Raw genomic sequence first — 17,916 nt, 5'->3', positions numbered from 1 at the left:
ATTATCAGCAAGCGCCATCGGCCGGACAATTCTCAAGAGGGAGTAAGCCATTCTGGGTAGGCGTGCGCGGACAGCCGGGGACCGCGACGCCAAAAGAAAACCGGCATCGACAACCCCCGCAGGAGTGGCCGATGCCGGCAAGTGCGGACATCGTTCCGCGGCCGTCACGCGAGCGCGCGACGGCCCAGCTGCATCAATACACGGCCATGTTGTGCGCGATGATCACCACCGCGACGCCAGCGGCCAGCGTGACGTAGGGCAGGATGCCGGCACGCTTGCCGCCTTCCGCCAGCTGGTCGTTCAGGTGCATGTCCTCCAGCATCGCATCAGGGAACTTGCCCTTGTCCTGCACGTAGTGGCGGTACAGGAAGACCGGGATGATCAGGGACGCGAACACCAGACCGGCGGTCAGCGTACCGGCGCCGTAGATGTCTGCGCCGAGGCCCATCAGCGCGAGATTGACGAAGCCCAGCACGACACCGATGCCGAGGATGATCTTCGGCGCCTTGAACGGACGCTCCCAGTCCGGACGATCGATGCGGTGGATCCAGCCGGAGTTCAGGTTCAGGAAGTTGAACATGATGTAGCCGACGTTGGAGCAGGCCAGCACGAACACGTAGTCCGACATCAGCAGCAGGATCAGGTTGAAGCCCAGATCCGTCCACATCGCGCGCGTCGGTGCGCCGTGTTCATTGACGTGCGACAGGTAGCGCGGCAGCCAGCCATCAACCGAAGCCTGGTACAGCGTGCGCGACGAACCGGCCATCGAAGTCATGATGGACAGCAGCACCGCCAGCACCAGCATGACCACCAGAACATTGGCCACCACTTCGCCGCCGCCGACCATGTGCGACATCACGTTGGCCACGCCCATGCCGCTGTAGACCTCCGGCGCCAGCATGCCGCTGTAGACCGCCGGCGTGCTCACCGTGCCGTCCGCCTCGACCACCGGCGGCGTCACCACCTCACCCAGGCCGAGATGGCCCTGGAAGGCGAGCGGCACCAGCGTGAACACCACGATGCACAGCAGACCCGAGTAGAAGATGGCCTTGAAGGTGTCCTTCTTCGGATCCTTGAACTCGCGGGTGTAGCAGACAGCGGTCTCGAAGCCGTAGGTCGACCACGCGGCGATGAACAGGCCGCCTGCCATCAGCGTGACGCCGGCCATGTTCCAGGCACCGTCCACCACCAGCCCGTTCTCGTAGGCGATGGGCACCATCGGCGAGAAGTGGGTCGACGGCATGTCGCCGGACAGCAGCGGCACCAGCGCGATCAGCATCAGCGGAATCAGTGCGGTGACGCCGAGCACCATGGTCGTGCGCGCCGAACGCAGGATGCCGCCGTGCTGGATGCCGAACACCGCCAGCAGCAGCACGACACCGACCAGGAAGGTCGCGTTGATGCGCAGTTCGAGCCCGGACTTGATGAAGCTCAGGTCGACCAGCGTCAGCTGCCAGGTGTTGATCGCCGCATCGGCCGGGAACAGCGCACCGAGGATGTAGCCGGCCGCCAGACCGGAACCGATGGCGAGCACCGGCGACCAGGCGAACCAGTTACACCACACCGACACCGGCGCGATGATCTTGCTGTAACGCACCCAGGCGACCGCGCCATACACCGAAGCGCCACCCGACTTGTGCGGGAACAGGCCGGCGATTTCGGCATAGGTGAAGGCCTGTATGAAGCCGAAGCCGATCGACAGCGCCCACACCATCCACGACGGCTTGCCGACGGTGGCGGCGATGGCGCCGATGGAAAACAGCACCAGCGCCGGCACGCCGCTGGCCACCCAGAACGCACCGGTCCAGTCGATCTTCCGGTGCAGTGAAGCACTTTCGGCGCGGCTGGCCGACCGTACCGGCGCCGCTCCGATCACATCCGCATTGCTGCTCATGTCATATCCCCCTTGTGCGCAAGGGGCCGCATCGCTGCGGCCCCCTGGTCATCAGAACGTGCGCTTCACGTAGATCAGCCACTTGCTGTCGCCGGTGTCCTTGCAGCGCGTGGACACCCCGCCGGCCGTATCGCAGATCGTGTAGAAGTTCTTGTCGGCATTGGTGTCGACATACGCCACCGCCGCCTGCCAGCCGCCCTCGAAGTTCTTCGTCACGCCCACTTTCCAGTCCGTGAAGTCGTAATCGTCGTAGTTCTTCACCTTCTGGTGACCGACGTGAACGTTGGCGATCCACGACGGCATGAACTCGTAGTTCGCGTTCAGCTCGATGTAGTCCGAACCGTCCGAATCCGCGCCGAAGGCCTTCTTGCTGAAGCCGAAGTAATCGGTCACCGCGTACGAGTACTTCAGCTGGATGAACTTCCACGTCACCGCCGCGTTCAGTTCCAGCGTGTTCAGGCTCTCGCCCGACGGATCGTACTTGCCGCCCGGGAAAATGAACTGCAGGAAGCCGACGTCGAAGGTCCAGTCATCGATGGTCTTGGCGAAGCCACCGTACACGTCGATCTCGCCGGTCGCGTTCGACAGCGCCAGATCGCTCACATTGGTACCCCAGATGCCCAGGTAGGCGCCGCTCGAGTGCGCGAGGTCGAAACCGCCCTGCACCGCCGGATTCTCCTGCGTATAGCTGATGCCGCGGAAGATGTACTGCGAGAACAGGCCAACGTTGGCGCTGATCGTGTAGGCCGGTGCGGCGGCTTCTTCTGCCTGGGCACAGAACGGTACGGCGAGCAGACCCAGCAATACGGCGCTCAGGGTGTTGCGGTGACGTCGGTGGTTAAGCACGGTGTTCTCCCTCTGTTGATCCACGGTTTCGGGCGATCTGAAAAAGCGGACGGCCTGCCCATAGCTGTCCGGTTGTGAGTCGGCGCGCGACCTGGCGTCGTTGCCGGATGCGACCCTGATACTCGGAAACGGGTGTGGCGAAGAATCTGCACCGGTCGCAGCGTTGCGACTGGCGGGAGTGCTGAAGGAAGAAGTGCGGAAGGGGTCCGGAGAGGCGTGTCCGTGATCGGCGTCAAAACGGCAGCTGCACTGCGTCACCCTGATCTCCCCGCACTTCGCGACCGGCTGACGTTGCGCGGTCGTCTCGATGTGAGTCCGATTATTGGAAGCGGGCCGCCGTCGGAACAATTCTCACAAGGGATTACCTCTTAAGGGGTAAGCAGGGACCAGGGGTCAGGGGCTGGGGGCTAGAGGGGCCGCGCCCTGACCTCGTGTGGCGCAGCCACACCTGTTCCCTGGTCCCTGATCCCTAGCCCCTAGTCCCTCGACTCACCCGCCCTTACCCCCAAAGAGGTAATCCCTCTTGAGAATTGTGGGCATTGATCCGCCTTCGCATCATTCGCCGCACCTGAGACGCGGCGAATGCACGACGTCCAGCGACCGACCGGGCGGCCGAGAGCATGCCGCGGTCGTATCCAGAACGGACCACACAAGAGGGATACAGATCATGAAGAAGCGCGTTGCCATCATCGGCGCCGGCCCCAGCGGCCTGGCCCAGCTCCGGGCCTTCCAGTCCGCCCAGGCCAAGGGCGCCGACATTCCGGAGATCGTGTGCTACGAGAAGCAGTCGGACTGGGGTGGCATGTGGAACTACACCTGGCGCACCGGCCTGGACGAGCACGGCGAGCCGGTGCACGGCAGCATGTACCGCTACCTCTGGTCCAACGGTCCGAAGGAATGTCTGGAATTCGCCGACTACACCTTCGACGAACACTTCGGTCGCCCGATGGGTTCCTACCCCCCGCGTGAAGTGCTGTGGGACTACATCAAGGGCCGTGTCGAGAAGGCCGGTGTGCGCAAGTACATCCGCTTCAACACCGCCGCCCGCAACGTCACCTTCGACGACAAGACCAAGAAGTTCACGGTCACCGTGCACAACTACGACCAGGACGTGACCTACTCGGAAGAGTTCGACTACGTCATCGTCGCCAGCGGCCACTTCTCGACCCCGAACGTGCCCTACTTCCCGGGCTTCGAAACCTTTGGCGGCCGCGTGCTGCACGCGCACGACTTCCGTGACGCGCTCGAATTCAAGGGCAAGGACGTGCTCATCGTCGGCGCCAGCTACTCGGCGGAAGACATCGGCTCGCAGTGCTACAAGTACGGCGCCCGTTCGATCACCAGCTGCTACCGCACCAACCCGATGGGCTACAAATGGCCCGACAACTGGGAAGAGAAGCCGCAGCTGCTGCGCGTCGAGGGCAAGACCGCCCACTTCGCCGACGGCACCAGCAAGCACATCGACGCCGTCATCCTGTGCACCGGCTACAAGCACCACTTCCCCTTCCTGTCGGAAGAACTGCGCCTGAAGACCGACAACCGCCTGTGGCCGCTCAATCTGTACAAGGGCATCATGTGGGAGGACAACCCGCAGCTGATGTACCTCGGCATGCAGGACCAGTGGTACAGCTTCAACATGTTCGACGCCCAGGCCTGGTACGCGCGCGACGTCATCCTCGGCCGCCTGCCGGTGCCGTCGTACGAAGAGATGCACGCCGAAGACATGAAGTGGCGCGAAGAGGAACTGACGCTGGAAGACGCCCAGCAGATGTTCGAATTCCAGGGCAAGTACATCCAGCACCTGATCGACGCCACCGACTACCCGAGCTTCCCGATTCCCGAGGTCAACCAGACCTTCCTCGAATGGAAGAAGGACAAGTACGAGGACATCATGGGCTACCGCAACAAGTGCTACCGCTCGCTGATGACCGGCACCATGGCCACGCCGCACCACACCTCGTGGCTGGAGGCGCTGGACGACTCGCTCGAGGCCTACCTGAACGAGCCGGCCTCGACCGAGCAGGCCTGACGGCCCCGGGGCCCACGGGTGACACACCCGTGACCGACCAACCCTGATGCGACCCGACCTGCCCGGCCACCACCGGGCACGTCGGGTCGCGGGTGCTTCCATGACATGAACACGATCGTCGAACCTTCGCTGAATCCGGCGACTGCCGCGCGAACGCGTGCACGCCACGTCCGTCACGTCGCCCTCGGCGGCGCAGCGGTGTCCTTCGACCTCGCCGCCGGCGACCGCCTCACGCTGACCGACCCCGAAGGCCTGCAGCCGGGGCTGCTCTATGTCGCCGGCCCGAACGGCATCGCCGCGGCCATGCTGCCCGGCCTGCCCGTCACCACCCCGGCCGATGTGCCCGGCTTCGCCCGCGCGCTGCTCAGCGGTGCACCGGCCGGCTGGGGCCTGGTCTGTGCCGAAGTGTTCGGCAGCGACGGGCTGCCGGGCAGCCAGCGCGTCGTCACCGCACCCGGCGCAGTGCGCTGCGCACTGCACGCGCCGGGCGATGACATGCAGCCGGACGCGCAGAACGCGCCGACCGAACTGATCGCCGACATCGAGTGCGCCGAACCGGTGGCCGGCATCGCGCCGCCGCCGCTGGCCCCGCCGGTACTCGACCTGCGCATCGCCGCCGGCACGGCACAGGCCTACCGCGTGAAGGCCGGCGACTACATACAGGTGATCGACGTCGACGGCCGCCAGTGCTCCGACTTCCTCGCCTTCGACGCCGCAGCACTCGCGCAGGGCCAGGAATACGACCTCGACCCGACCACCACGCGCACGCTGATGGGTTCGGCCAGCCCCGGCCCCGGCCTGCTGAACAAGTACTACGACGAGCGCCAGGTGCCGCTGGTCGAGGTGATCCGCGACACGGTCGGCCGCCACGACACCTTCATGCTGGCGTGCAGCGCGAAGTACTACGACGACATGGGTTACCCCGGTCACGCCAACTGCAGCGACAACTTCAACAACGCGCTCGAACCGCACGGCGTGGCCCGCCGCGCTGGTTGGCCGGCGATCAACTTCTTCTACAACACCATCGTCAATCACGACGACAGCATCAGCCTGGACGAACCGTGGTCGCGCGCCGGCGACTACGTGCTGCTGCGCGCGATGACCGACCTGGTCTGCGCCTCCTCGTCCTGCACCGACGACATCGACCCGGCCAACGGCTGGAACCCGACGGATATCCACGTGCGGGTCTATGACGCCTCGAACAACTTCTCCAAAGGGATCGCACACCGCATGACGCCCGACGCCGCCCCCAAGCTCACGCGCGAAACCGGCTTCCACGCCCGCACCTCCGCGCTCACCCGCCGCATGGTCGAGTACCGCGGCTTCTGGCTGCAGGACTCGTTCTCGTCCAACGGCCCGATCGACGAATACTGGGCCTGCCGCGAACGCGCGGTGATGATCGATCTGTCCGCACTGCGCAAGTTCGAAATCACCGGCCCCGACGCCGAACAGCTGCTGCAGCTGGCCACCACGCGCAACATCCGCAAGCTGGCGGTCGGCCAGATCGTCTACACCGCGCTCTGCTACGAGCACGGCGGCATGATCGACGACGGCACGGTGTTCCGCCTGTGCCAGAACAACTTCCGCCTGGTGTGCGGCGATGACTACTGCGGCGTGTGGCTGCGCGAACTGGCGGCCAAGCACAACCTGCGCGTGTGGGTGAAGTCCTCCACCGACCAGCTGCACAACCTGTCGGTGCAGGGCCCGAAGTCGCGCGACATCCTGCGCGAAATCGTCGTCACGCCGCCGGGCAATGCGTCGATGGACGAACTGAAGTGGTTCCGCCTGACCGTGGGCAAGATCGACGGCCTGCCGGTCGTCGTGTCGCGCACGGGTTACACCGGCGAACTGGGCTACGAAGTCTGGTGCCACCCGAAGCACGCAGTGCAGGTGTGGGACGCCATCGCGAAGGCCGGCGAGCCGCACGGCATCGCGCCGATGGGCCTGGCCGCGCTCGACATGCTGCGCATCGAAGCGGCGCTCATCTTCGCCGAGTACGACTTCTGCGATCAGACCGATCCGTTCGAGGCAGGCATCGGTTTCGCGGTGGCGGCCGACAAGGAGGATGACTACGTCGGCAAGGCCGCGCTGGAGCGGCGCAAGGCCCACCCGGCGCGCGTCATGGTCGGCCTGGACATCGAAGGCACCGAACTGGTGGCGCACGGCGACCCGATCTTCAACGGTCGCGCGCAGATCGGCCAGATCACCAGCACCACCCGTTCGCCCATCCTCGGCAAAACCATCGCGCTGGCACGGCTGGACGTGTCGGCGGTCGAGCTGGGTGCCACGGTGGAGATCGGCAAGCTGGACGGCCACCAGAAGCGCATCAAGGCCACCCAGGTGAAAACCTCGCACTACGACCCGACCAAGGCCCGCGTGCGCGCCTGATCGCGGTACGCAGGCAGCAGGGCGCGGAGCGGCGAAAGCCGTTCCGCGCCTTTTTCATTCCCGGCATGTAGATCCGCGCCGCCGCCGCAGGCGCGGTGACCGGTCGCGCCTACCAGGCGTCGCTGCGCGGCAGGTCGTCGTCGATGTCGTAGTAGTCGGCGCGCGAGCCGGCGAAGATGTGGGCCGACAGCTTCAGGCCGGTCGGGCGGTCCAGCGTGCCGGCAGTCACATAGGTGACGTCGGATCCGGCGTCCTTCCAGAACAGATTGCCGCCGCACTGTGCGCAGAAGCCGCGTTTCACGCTGAGCGACGAGGCGTACCAGCGCAGCGGGTCGCCAGCCATGATTTCGAGGTCGGCGTCGGCGCAGCTCGCCATCACGGCATGATGGCCGCTGGTGCGGGCGCACTGGCTGCAATGGCACGCCACCGGCGCGCTCAGCGCCCCCCGCACACGGTAGCGCACGGCACCGCACAGACACGCACCTTCACCTCCACCCGCCTTCGCCATCGCCCGCCTCCCCTGTTCGTGATGCGCGCAGCGTACGCAGCAGGCGCTCGCGCGCACATACCACCTAGGGGGTAACCCCTCTTGAGAATTGTCCCGACCTCCCCCGGACAACAGAATCAGTCCCAGATCGACCGCGCAGCGCGGCGACGCCCACGACAAGGAGATCCGGGAATGCAGAGGAATTCGGTACTGAACGAGCGGCACCGCCAGCTCGGTTCTAAGCTCGACGGCGATACGTGGAACAACATGCCGATCCCGTGGAGCTACAACAGCTGCCCGCACGACGAAGTCGTCGCCACGCGCACCCGCGCCGGCCTGTACGACGTGTCGGCGCTGAACATCGTCAACGTGACCGGCCCGGACGCCGAAGCCGTGATCGACCGCCTGGTCACCATCGACATCACCAAGCTGAAGCCGGGCACCGCCCGCCTCGGCGGCGAAGTGAACGAAGCCGGTGCGCTGGTCGACGACATCATGATCATCCGTGACTCGGCCGACAAATTCCGCATTTCGCACGGCAGCGGCGCCACGCCGAAGACGCTGGCTGCACTGGCTGCCGGCAAGAACGTGAAGGTCGAAGCCGACCTCGACGTGCACATCCTGTCGCTGCAGGGCCCGGTTTCGCTCGACGTGCTGGCCCCGCACACGCCGGCCGATCTGGCTGCGCTGCCCTACTTCAACCACGTCGAAACCACGCTGTTCGGCAAGAAGGTGACGCTGGGCCGTGGCGGCTACTCCGGCGAGCGCGGCTACGAGGTGTACTGCAGCGCGGCCGACGCCGTGTTCCTGTGGGACACCATCCTCGAAGCCGGCAAGCCGAAGGGCGTCATCCCCTGCTCGTGGACCGCGCTCGACCTGACCCGCGTCGAAGGCGCGCTGCTGTTCTTCCCGTTCGAAATGCCGGAAGGCGACACCACGCCGTGGGAAGTGAACATGGACTGGGCGGTCGACCTCGACAAGAAGGGCGACTACATCGGCAAGGCTGCCGTGCTCGCACTGAAGGGCCGCGAACGTGCCAAGCAGGCCGGCATGACCGTGCTGCACCACGAAGCGGTCGAAGCCGGCGCCAAGGTCTATGACGGCGAGAAGGAAGTCGGCGTGGTCACCTCGGCCTCGTACAGCCGCCTGCTGATGCAGTCGCTGGCCATGGTGCACCTGAAGCCGTCGCATTCGAACATCGGCACCCGCCTGACCATTGCCAGCAAGGCCGGCAAGCTCGCCGCGCTGGTGGTGCCGACGCCGTTCTACGACCCGCTGCGCCAGCGTACCCATCCGGACAAGAAGCGCTGATCGCGCATCGAATCCGACCCGCCGCGCGCTCCGGCGCGCGGCATGTCTGCAACTCGCATCGAGACGCCGCATGAGCACCCCAGCCATCAAAAGCCAGCCGGTTTACGCAGAGCTCGAATGGGATCGCGCCGGTACGCATCACATCCTGTTCGTTGCCGCCGAGGACGCCGCTCTGGCGCAGCGCCTGCTCTCCAACCCGCCCGCCGGCACCATCACGCTGATCCACCTGGGCAGCACGTCCGCCGAGGCGCGCAGCTGCTGGTCGCAGGGCCTGCCCGACAGTGCGCTCTACCTCGAGACGCACTCGCTGGCGGAGGCGCTGGAAGTGCTGCGCGACGCGCTCTACGTCGCGCAGATGGGCACGCGCATCTATCTCGCCGGCCCGGAAGACGCGGTGTGGCAGGCGTCGCGCGTGGCCGACGGCTTCGGCGTCGGACGCGACGAAGTTCGCTACGCACAACTGGGCAGCAAGGCACGCCCGGTGTTCTGCGTGCATTGCCGCACCATCACGCGCGGCGTGCACACCAACATCGTTTCATGCAGCGGCTGCGGACGATCGCTGTTCGTGCGCGACCACTTCTCGCGCCGGCTGGGTGCCTACATGGGCTTCCAGATCGACGCCGAAGTGCCGGGCGAGGTCCCCGCTGCGGAGGTGGTCTACCCATGAGCAGTGCATCCCTCAACGTAGAGATCCGCCGCATCCGCGAACTGGCGCCGGGCATCCGCGAGTTCAGCCTGTCGCGCACCGACGGCGAAGATTTTCCGGTCTATTCCGGCGGCAGCCACATCGTGCTGTCGCTGCCGCTTGGTGAGCGTCCGCACCGCAATCCGTACTCGCTGCTGGGCGACCCGACCGTGCGCGACACCTGGCGCGTGGCGGTGCGCAAGCAGGAAGAGTCGCGCGGCGGTTCGCGCTGGCTGCACGAGCAGGCGCGCGAAGGCATGCGCATCGACATTTCGGCGCCGGTGAACCTGTTCCCGCTGATCCGCACCGGCCGCCGCCACATCCTGGTCGCCGGCGGCATCGGCATCACGCCCATCCTGTCGCAGGCGCGCGAACTGGCCCGCCTCGGTGCCGACTTCGAAGTGCATTACGCCTACCGCGGCCCCGAATACGGCGTGTTCTCCGACGAGCTGGAGGCGCTTGCTCCGGGGCGCGTGCATCACTACGTGCAGTCGCGCCGCGAACAGATCGAATTCGGCTCGCTGCTGGCCGGCCGTCCGCTGGGCACCCACTTCTACATCTGCGGTCCGGCCGGCATGGTGGCCGCCAGCATGAACGCCGGCAAGTCGCTGGGCTGGCCGGAAAGCCATCTGCACAGCGAACAGTTCCTCGCGCCGACCGGCGGTGAGCCGTTCGACGTAAAGCTGGCACTGAGCGGCAAGGCCTTCACCGTGCCGAGCGACCTGTCGCTGCTGGAAGCGATCGAGCAGCAGGGCGTCGACGCGCCCTACCTCTGTCGCGGCGGCGCCTGCGGCCAGTGCGAACTGGAAGTGCTCGGCGCCGAAGGCGAGCTGATCCATCACGACCTGTATCTGAGCGCCGACGAGCGCGCGTCGGGCAAGAAGATCATGCCCTGCGTGTCGCGCCTGAAGGGCGGTTGCCTGACCCTGAACCTGTGAGGAAGACGACATGAGCATCGCATTCAAGCCGGACGAAACCTTCCGCGGCGACTACACCTACCGCAACTCGCCGGCGGCCATCCGCCGCTTCCCCTTCCCCTTCCATCAGGACCAGTACATGTACTCGGTCAACATGGAGCCGCACACCAAGGGGCCTGCAGGTTCGGTGTTCGAGAACGCCTTCGACATCGACGAGCACTACATCGCCGAAATGCGCGACCGCGCCATCACGCTGGAGCGCGACCCGGGCCGCTGCGTGTCGCTGCCGCACATGATGGACGCCGAGTGGGACACGCTGGAACTGATCATGGAATCGCTGTCGCGCGACTATCCGGACATGTTCACGCTGGCCAAGGACGGCGCGCGCTGGAGCTGGATCAACAAGCCGCTGGGCATCGAGCAGACCTTCACCTTCGGCGACGCCGCCACGCTGCCCTGCCCGCCCTTCGAGTACATCACGCGGCAGACCCAGGGTGACTTCGTCATCATGGACCAGCGCGACAACGACCTGTTCGCCGACGCTGGCATGATCACCTCGCAGGCCGACTGGTCGCTGATGTTCGACGCCGGCATGAGCTTCATGGAATGGCACGGTCCGGTGCCGCTGGCGCATGAGCTGGGCGTGTTCGAGCGCGCGCTGAAGTACCTGCTGATGCTGCAGCAGGGCCGACCGGTGCGCCGCCTGAACTGGACCATGACCATCAACCCGCGTCTCGACACCTCGCCGGAAACCTACCCGGAATGGGGCCCGGACCGCGCCAGCGTCACGCCGGACAACGTCGGCGACAAGGTGCACCTGCGCGTCGAACTGCAGGCCCTGTTCCGCCTGCCGCGCAGCAACGGCATGCTGTTCTCGATCCGCGGCTATCTGGCCAGCATGAACGAACTGGCCACCTACCCGCGCTGGGCCAAGCGTCTGCACCGCGTACTGAGCACGCTGCCGAACGAGCTGGCCGAGTACAAGGGTCTGGTGCGCTACAAGCCGACCACGCTGGAATGGCTGTCGAAGTTCGACGACGGCGAAGTGCTGCCTGCCGGCACGCAACCCGAGTAAGCAGCGCCACAACGCGCTCGCGGCGGACATGGGGGGTGCCCGTGTCCGCCGTTTTCGTTGACGGGCGGCAGCGAATCGGGCTTGCTTTGGTGGGAGCGGCCTTGGCCGCGACGCGGCGTCAGCAAGCCGCAGGCTCCGATTTCAAGCAGACATCGCGCCTCGAAGATTGACGACAGCAGTTGATCTGCGGCCCCGTCGCGGTCAGAAGACCGCTCCCACACTGTCATCGTGCGCCGCGCCCCCTATTTGAGGGTGTCGACACGCCATACAGTACTCCGGCCGTACACTTCCGTTCGCACGCAAATGATTGATTTGAATGTGAACAGTTCTCGGCTGGTGCGCATCTTGCTGCGGGGCGGGACTCATCCTTCAACCGCCCCAGGAGGTCACCATGCCGCGCGCTCTTGCCCGTCTTCCCGTGCTCACCGTGTTCGCCGCGCTGTCGTTCCAGGCCCACGCACTGACCCAGGTGCAATGGGTGACGCCATCGGAAAGCCAGATCGTCAGCGGTGGCGGTCTGCAGTCGGTGAACCTCGATGAAACGCCTTACGTGTCGGCGGGTGGCGTCACCTTCGTCGGCAAGGCGCAGGGCGACGACGCGACCGGCACGGTGCGCGTGTTCAGCGAAATCGACAGCCGCGGCGTCGGCGGCGTACCCGACCTGCTGATCGGCTCCGCCTTCGCCCAGAACACGAGCAGCGGCGTGCTGGTCGGCACGCCGGGCAGCGGCCCGGTGGACGTCACCTTCGTATTCACCTTCGACGGCAGCTTCCACACCTACAGCGGCAACGTGTTCCACCAGCTTGTCGGCACACTGACACTGGGCATACCGTCGAGCACGGTCGCCTTCACCAATGTGAACTACCAGTCGCAACTGGTGTTCCGCACCGATCTGCTGGACGACACCGCCGTGCGCACGGAAAGCAAGGGCAACGTCACCTATTTCGAACCGGGTTTCGTCTACGTCGATGAGCCCTACGCCGGCGCCACCAGCACCGTCATCAGCGACGACATGAACGACCTGATCGGCGAAATCCGGCTCACCGTCACGATGACCCCGGGCCAGAACTTCGTGCTGGTGAACAACCTCAGCACCCAGGTCACGCCCGAACCCATACTGCCCAGCGCCGGCCCCTTCGACTACAGCCAGTCCTGGGGCGCGGTGGACGGTTTCAACACCGGCCGGCTGAGCATCCTGCTACCGCAGGGCTACACGCTCGAAGGCAATACCGGCCTGCTGACTGCCGCCGTCGCACCGCCTGTGCCCGAACCCGCAACCTGGGGCCTGATGGCCGCCGGTCTGGCAGTGCTCGGCGCGATCGCGCGCCGCCGAACGAACGCGTAAGACGCCGCGCGGCGCCGCCGCTCAGGCGGCGGCGTCCCGCTTCGGCAGCACCCAGTTCGGTCGCGGGAAGTGGCAGGTGTAGCCGTTCGGGAAATGCTCCAGGTAGTCCTGGTGTTCCGGTTCGGCCTCCCAGAAATCACCGACCGGCTCGACCTCGGTCACCACCTTGCCCGGCCAGATGCCCGACGCATCGACGTCGGCGATGGTGCGCAGCGCCTCGTCGCGCTGCGCTTCGCTGGTCCAGTAGATCGCCGATCGGTAGGAAGGCCCGCGGTCGTTGCCCTGGCGATTCGGCGTGCTCGGGTCGTGGATCTGGAAGAAGAATTCCAGCAGCCGGCGATAGCTCAGCTGCGCCGGATCGAACAGGATCTCGATCGCCTCGGCGTGCGTGCCGTGATTGCGGTAGGTCGCGTTCGGCACGTCGCCGCCGCTGTAACCGACGCGCGTCGAGACCACGCCAGGGATGCGGCGGATCAGCTGCTGCATGCCCCAGAAACAGCCGCCGGCAAGCACTGCGCGTTCGGTGCTCATCGCACGTCCTCCACCTGATCCAGATAGTCGCCATAACCTTCGGCCACCATGTTGTCGCGATGCACGAAGCGCAGCGACGCCGAATTGATGCAGTAGCGCAGCCCGCCGCGGTCGCGCGGGCCGTCCGGGAAGACGTGGCCGAGATGGCTGTCGCCGTGCGCCGAGCGCACTTCGGTACGGATCATGCCGAGCGAAGCATCGCGCAGCTCGGTCACGTGCGCCGGCTCGATCGGCTTGGTGAAGCTCGGCCAGCCGCAGCCGGACTCGAACTTGTCGCTCGACGCGAACAGCGGCTCGCCGGACACGATGTCGACGTAGATGCCCGGTTCGTGGTTGTGCAGATATTCGCCGGTGCCTGGGTATTCGGTGCCGTTCTGCTGCGTAACCCGGTACTGCTCAGGCGTGAGGCGGGCGATCACCTCGGGTGATTTGCGATAGGTCTTCATGCGTCCTCCTGTGGCGTCGTAGACCGCGCCCCCGCGGGCGCGTTCTGCGTTTCTTGTCATCGCCGAGGATAGCGCGAACGGCTCCGCTCATCGTGCGCCGGCATTCAGGGTCCGACGCCGCTCTGCCGCGCCCGGTTCAGACCGCTTCAAGGCGCCGTCGGAACATGCGGAGATGGCAGTGCGCCCTCCATGCGGAAGCGGCGCAATGCCTCGCCCTGGCGCAGCACGACCTCCTCGGCAACGACCGCCAGCCCCTGGCGCTCGAAGAATGGGCGCGCCGCCAGACTGGCCTCGGCAAAGACGCGCTCGGCGCCAGCGCGGCGGAGGTCCGCGCACGCCGCGCGGAAGAGTGCGGACGCCACACCCCGGCGCGCATGCTGCGGCGCCGTGAACAGCAGATCGACGTGACCCTGATGCGTGTAGCCGATGAAACCGGCCACCTCATCACCGTCGCACGCGAGCCGGGCATGCAGACGCGACAGGCGGGCGCGCCAGGCATCCGGATCCGGCGGCAGCGGTGCCCAGGCGCGACACTGTTCGCGGGTATAGGCACGGCCCGCAAGATCGTGAACCGCCGCGGCAAACACCGCCATCAGCGCATCGAGGTCGGATTCAAGCGCTTCACGTATCCGCATTTCAAATAGATCGACTCGGTTCGACCGCGCGGTCGGGCGGATCGTGCATGACAGCCCCCTTCACGAAACGGCGGTGCGCAGGCGACCCGCACAGCATCGCAGACTATTCGCGGCGCCCCTGCGCCGGCCACTCCGCAAAGGCGAACACCCACAACGCGATCACGTTGACGAAGGGGACGAGCAGCAGCAGTGAGAACGCGCCGTTGTACCCGGCCTTGCTGACGATGCGCCAGGCCGGAATGACGAAGATCACCAGAAAGGGCAGGAAGAACAGCCCGTGATTCATGCCAGGAAATCCCATGGAATGCTCCTCTCAAACGGCTGCTGCGTACCCGCAGCGTGGCCGGTCAAGCATACGCCAGGCTCAGTGCTCACACTCGAGCGCCGCATGCACCCAGCGGCCACCCCTGTCGACACAGGCATCGATCAGGATTTCGCGTGCGACGAAGGGGGCAAGCGCCAGAACGGCCGCCACCGCGAGCAGAAGCCAGGCCAGCGTGCCGATGCGCGGAAGGCGACCCAGCGCCCGAAACAGGCCGACCGCCGCCACAAAGGCGGCGAGCGACCAGAGGAACGAAGCGAGGGAACGTCGCTCCCAGCCCAGCTTGTGAGGCCCCGGCGGTCCGCCTGCGACCCAGGCGCTGACGAAGGCGTCGTTCAGATACAGCAGGCCAACCACACCGAGGCCAAGCAGCGCTGCGCACCGCGCAATGCCGAGCATCACGCCCATTGCAGACACGATCGAACGGTCTGCACCGTGCTCAGGACTCGGTGCGCTCATATGCCGTGTTCGCCATCGAAACGGTGCTGAAAGTGCCCACGACAACACAAGCGATGGCATAGCCGATGCCGAGGCTCGCACTCGCCCTCACGGCAACGCCGAGAAACGCCGCAGCGCCCTCGGCCACCGGCATCGCCATCCGGAGCGGGATATCCGCGAGCGACCAGAGCCCAATGGTCGCAAGCCAGGGCCAGAACGTCCTTGCGGCGAGATCGGAGCCACACGAGGGGCAACGGAAAGCGCGCTTCAGGCTCAGCCAGGACAGTCGTGCATTGCAGTGTGGGCAGCGCGCAGACATGAATGATCTCAACGTGGGACGGGCGGAAACCGTGCTGCCTCATCGCGCGACGGTCAGGCGCAACAGGAGCGACCTGGTGGTCACGCTTTCATGCTTCCTCGTTCAATCCGTGTTCGGTCCCCATCGACTGCATGGGCTCTGTCCGGCCCCCTCTTTTTTACTGATTCGGAGGATGTCCCGACGCCACGCAAGCGCGGAGTGCAGTCAACTTCAATCTCGCTGACCGTCGCACTCGCTGCCTCGGGCGCGGCCTGCTGAACTCCGCCGCCCAAAGGCGTTTGCGGGCACACCGGGACAGAGCATCCGCTATTCGAGTCCAAGAATCGCCCCCACCGACTTTTCAATCAGCTCGACCAACTCGGCATCCATGTACCGGTACTCGTCCGGAATATCTAGGACGTGAATCGGCTTGTTTTCGAGAACTCGCCCGCACTCAGTCATTAGCCGGGACTTGTGCTTCTCTTCCATGACGAAGACCACATGAGCCCATGAAAGGTCGGCAGCGGTGACGGGGTGCCTCGCATTCGGGCTTGTTCCTCCAGACCTGACCGAGAGCGATGGATGCTTACGCCACACCTGCTCCGCCGTCGGACTTCGCCACTGGTTTCGGCTGCAAACAAACAGGACATTTGTTCGGACCGAAGCTTTCACGCTTGCTTCATGCGCTTGTTTCAAAGCTGAACCTCGATGACCCGCGGGGAGTCGATCCCAAGTTGCTTTGATCGGGCAAGCTTGGTTGTCTGTTTCAGGTTCCTTGCACGCTTGAAGTCTTCGGGCATGGCTTGAAACGCCTGACGTTGAAGCTGAGCCGCGAGCGGCGGCTTGCCGACGCGAGTCGGCTCGAGCGAAGGGTTAGGCCTCACCCTGGTACTCGCGACTTCACTTGACTGGAACGAATACAGGAACGATCCATGGCCCTGGCATGAATGGGTTCGGGCGCCGCACAACCTGCGTTTCCGATGATTCAACAAGAACCACCTTCGACTCTAGATCAACGATCTTGAAGCGAACGGTTGTTTCGCCATAGACACCTTGGACTTGATATCTCCCGTTTGGCTTGAGCAAAACATCAAGTGAAACCGGATCGGTTTGCCAGAAAAGGCTATTGGCATTACCGCGATTTGCATAGTAGAACACCTTCACTGACGTGGAACCCGGGTCAACCTTAAATGTCATGTCGTTCTCTCGTGCCATGAGGCCAAACTCGAGATTTCCAATTGAATAAATTCGAGTACCGCCCCAGATCGTTACGCCTTCCCGTATCCACTCTTCCTGTACCGACGCAGGTGTTGTCGAAGTGGCGTAGTTCATTGTCGTGCACGCTGATGACATGAGGCATGCAGAAAGCAAGAGTCCGGAGGTGATCTTCATAGGCGATGGAATGCGTGGGGGAAGACTGTGAGGCCTAACAGCGGTCCAGTCAGCGAAGCTGGCGTAGGCCCGCTGCAATGAAAGGTTAAAGCGAAACCCGCTCATAGACCGAAGGCGTCCCATATTCCATCCCGAAGACTATCTAGCGGCTCGTTCAGCTTTCGGCGTGTCTCGAAGTCGTCGTGCCAGAAGTTCAGGTCGGCAAAACTACCAGCGCCACCAAGCATGGCCCGATAGGTAGTCTTGGCTCCTTCAAGGTCACCTTGATCTAGCGCCTCGCGAGTAGCGGTGACCCCTCGAATCCGGTTGCTTTCTTCGTGCTGCCTGAGAAGTAACTCAAGTGCAACGACCTTCTGGTAGAGCTGAGACGTCATTGGGTTGCGCTCTAACGTAAAGGTGACAGGCACGTTAGGCCACTCGTTCGCGTAGCGACACAGGGCGACGTTCATCTTTCGAGCACCTTTAACACCGGTTGTCCGATGACACGTAGCCAAGCCTCAATGTCAGGCCTGGTGAACGGGCGGCCGGCTTCCCCGCAGTGAAAATGTTCAACGCCATTCTCGGCAAGCAACTGGAGGAGCTTCTCTCGCAGTTCCGCAGAGGAACTGGCTTTAGGAGAAAGTGCATTCGGCGAGATGGCGACGATGACACCGTCCTCCGTCAAGGTGATCTCGCGGATGGCGTAGCGTGAGGATGGCGGCTCACTCTCGCGCACGCATACGCACGGCTGAACCCGCTTGCGCTTGAACAAGGAGAGAAGCCGCTTCTTTCGTAGTGGAGTCATGAGTGACACTTGCGGTCTAACGACGCTGTAGAAATACCCCATTCCGGGGCAAGCGGTTGTGACCGGCGCACGCCGGCTCAAAGTCGTTCATCA

At 64.8% G+C, this 17,916-nt stretch carries 19 protein-coding genes; 7 read left to right on the top strand and 12 right to left on the bottom strand.

Going from position 1 to position 17,916, the window contains the following annotated elements; genetic code table 11:
- Nucleotides 1–193: 193 nt before the first annotated feature.
- Nucleotides 194–1,894, bottom strand: coding sequence for an APC family permease (locus tag METRZ18153_RS0102485; protein WP_020163253.1), 1,701 nt, complete (start codon nucleotides 1,892–1,894; stop codon nucleotides 194–196).
- Nucleotides 1,895–1,945: 51 nt separating this feature from the next.
- Nucleotides 1,946–2,740, bottom strand: coding sequence for a TorF family putative porin (locus tag METRZ18153_RS0102480; protein WP_415857693.1), 795 nt, complete (start codon nucleotides 2,738–2,740; stop codon nucleotides 1,946–1,948).
- A 667-nt stretch (nucleotides 2,741–3,407) separates the two neighbouring features.
- Between METRZ18153_RS0102480 and METRZ18153_RS0102475 the strand changes: the two genes are divergently transcribed.
- Together METRZ18153_RS0102475 and METRZ18153_RS0102470 are read left to right on the top strand one after the other, a co-directional pair.
- Nucleotides 3,408–4,769 carry a flavin-containing monooxygenase gene (locus METRZ18153_RS0102475; protein ID WP_020163251.1) on the top strand — a complete coding sequence of 454 codons (1,362 nt, stop codon included), beginning with the start codon at nucleotides 3,408–3,410 and terminating at the stop codon, nucleotides 4,767–4,769.
- 105 nt (nucleotides 4,770–4,874) lie between these two features.
- A complete protein-coding gene (locus tag METRZ18153_RS0102470; RefSeq protein WP_020163250.1) occupies nucleotides 4,875–7,157 on the top strand; it encodes a DUF1989 domain-containing protein in 2,283 nt (760 codons plus the stop codon).
- Between the two features lie 109 nt (nucleotides 7,158–7,266).
- Here the strand turns inward: METRZ18153_RS0102470 and METRZ18153_RS0102465 are convergent, their stop codons facing one another.
- The gene (locus METRZ18153_RS0102465) at nucleotides 7,267–7,665 is read right to left on the bottom strand and encodes a GFA family protein (protein ID WP_029143499.1); all 399 of its coding nucleotides are present in this window, start codon (nucleotides 7,663–7,665) and stop codon (nucleotides 7,267–7,269) included.
- Between the two features lie 171 nt (nucleotides 7,666–7,836).
- Here METRZ18153_RS0102465 and METRZ18153_RS0102460 point away from each other — a divergent pair, with 171 nt between their 5' ends.
- From METRZ18153_RS0102460 to METRZ18153_RS0102440, 5 genes are all read left to right on the top strand, one after another.
- Nucleotides 7,837–8,955 carry an aminomethyltransferase family protein gene (locus tag METRZ18153_RS0102460; protein ID WP_020163248.1) on the top strand — a complete coding sequence of 373 codons (1,119 nt, stop codon included), beginning with the start codon at nucleotides 7,837–7,839 and terminating at the stop codon, nucleotides 8,953–8,955.
- Between the two features lie 70 nt (nucleotides 8,956–9,025).
- A complete protein-coding gene (locus tag METRZ18153_RS0102455) occupies nucleotides 9,026–9,622 on the top strand; it encodes a dimethylamine monooxygenase subunit DmmA family protein (RefSeq protein WP_020163247.1) in 597 nt (198 codons plus the stop codon).
- Complete coding sequence (locus METRZ18153_RS0102450; protein ID WP_020163246.1) at nucleotides 9,619–10,578, top strand: PDR/VanB family oxidoreductase; 960 nt, start codon at nucleotides 9,619–9,621, stop codon at nucleotides 10,576–10,578. The genes METRZ18153_RS0102455 and METRZ18153_RS0102450 overlap by 4 nt, the downstream gene beginning before the upstream one ends.
- 10 nt (nucleotides 10,579–10,588) lie before the next feature.
- The gene (locus METRZ18153_RS0102445) at nucleotides 10,589–11,632 is read left to right on the top strand and encodes a heme-dependent oxidative N-demethylase family protein (RefSeq protein WP_020163245.1); all 1,044 of its coding nucleotides are present in this window, start codon (nucleotides 10,589–10,591) and stop codon (nucleotides 11,630–11,632) included.
- Nucleotides 11,633–12,023: 391 nt separating this feature from the next.
- The gene (locus METRZ18153_RS0102440) at nucleotides 12,024–12,977 is read left to right on the top strand and encodes a PEP-CTERM sorting domain-containing protein (protein ID WP_020163244.1); all 954 of its coding nucleotides are present in this window, start codon (nucleotides 12,024–12,026) and stop codon (nucleotides 12,975–12,977) included.
- A gap of 21 nt (nucleotides 12,978–12,998) precedes the next feature.
- Here the strand turns inward: METRZ18153_RS0102440 and msrA are convergent, their stop codons facing one another.
- The 9 genes from msrA to METRZ18153_RS20765 all read right to left on the bottom strand — a co-directional run bounded on the left by msrA (nucleotide 12,999) and on the right by METRZ18153_RS20765 (nucleotide 17,790).
- Nucleotides 12,999–13,508, bottom strand: a complete 510-nt coding sequence (msrA, locus tag METRZ18153_RS0102435) for a peptide-methionine (S)-S-oxide reductase MsrA (protein WP_020163243.1) — start codon at nucleotides 13,506–13,508, stop codon at nucleotides 12,999–13,001.
- The gene (gene msrB / locus METRZ18153_RS0102430; RefSeq protein WP_020163242.1) at nucleotides 13,505–13,954 is read right to left on the bottom strand and encodes a peptide-methionine (R)-S-oxide reductase MsrB; all 450 of its coding nucleotides are present in this window, start codon (nucleotides 13,952–13,954) and stop codon (nucleotides 13,505–13,507) included. The genes msrA and msrB overlap by 4 nt, the downstream gene beginning before the upstream one ends.
- 146 nt (nucleotides 13,955–14,100) lie before the next feature.
- A complete protein-coding gene (locus METRZ18153_RS0102425; protein WP_232415945.1) occupies nucleotides 14,101–14,547 on the bottom strand; it encodes a GNAT family N-acetyltransferase in 447 nt (148 codons plus the stop codon).
- Nucleotides 14,548–14,692: 145 nt separating this feature from the next.
- The gene (locus METRZ18153_RS0102420) at nucleotides 14,693–14,890 is read right to left on the bottom strand and encodes a hypothetical protein (RefSeq protein WP_029143498.1); all 198 of its coding nucleotides are present in this window, start codon (nucleotides 14,888–14,890) and stop codon (nucleotides 14,693–14,695) included.
- A 63-nt stretch (nucleotides 14,891–14,953) separates the two neighbouring features.
- Entirely contained in the window at nucleotides 14,954–15,319 is a 366-nt protein-coding gene (locus tag METRZ18153_RS0102415; RefSeq protein WP_020163239.1) for a hypothetical protein, read from the bottom strand.
- Nucleotides 15,320–15,350: 31 nt separating this feature from the next.
- Nucleotides 15,351–15,509 carry a hypothetical protein gene (locus METRZ18153_RS20955; protein ID WP_020163238.1) on the bottom strand — a complete coding sequence of 53 codons (159 nt, stop codon included), beginning with the start codon at nucleotides 15,507–15,509 and terminating at the stop codon, nucleotides 15,351–15,353.
- A gap of 1,038 nt (nucleotides 15,510–16,547) precedes the next feature.
- Complete coding sequence (locus tag METRZ18153_RS20770) at nucleotides 16,548–17,039, bottom strand: hypothetical protein (protein WP_157257178.1); 492 nt, start codon at nucleotides 17,037–17,039, stop codon at nucleotides 16,548–16,550.
- Nucleotides 17,040–17,140: 101 nt separating this feature from the next.
- Nucleotides 17,141–17,488, bottom strand: coding sequence for a hypothetical protein (locus METRZ18153_RS0102400; RefSeq protein ID WP_020163236.1), 348 nt, complete (start codon nucleotides 17,486–17,488; stop codon nucleotides 17,141–17,143).
- Complete coding sequence (locus tag METRZ18153_RS20765; protein ID WP_157257177.1) at nucleotides 17,485–17,790, bottom strand: hypothetical protein; 306 nt, start codon at nucleotides 17,788–17,790, stop codon at nucleotides 17,485–17,487. The genes METRZ18153_RS0102400 and METRZ18153_RS20765 overlap by 4 nt, the downstream gene beginning before the upstream one ends.
- Nucleotides 17,791–17,916 lie beyond the last annotated feature (126 nt).

This window comes from Methyloversatilis discipulorum (genome assembly GCF_000385375.1).
Taxonomy (GTDB): Bacteria; Pseudomonadota; Gammaproteobacteria; order Burkholderiales; family Rhodocyclaceae; genus Methyloversatilis; species Methyloversatilis discipulorum_A.
Note: the sequence above shows the minus strand (reverse complement) of the source record. Positions and strands in the feature narration are given on the sequence as shown.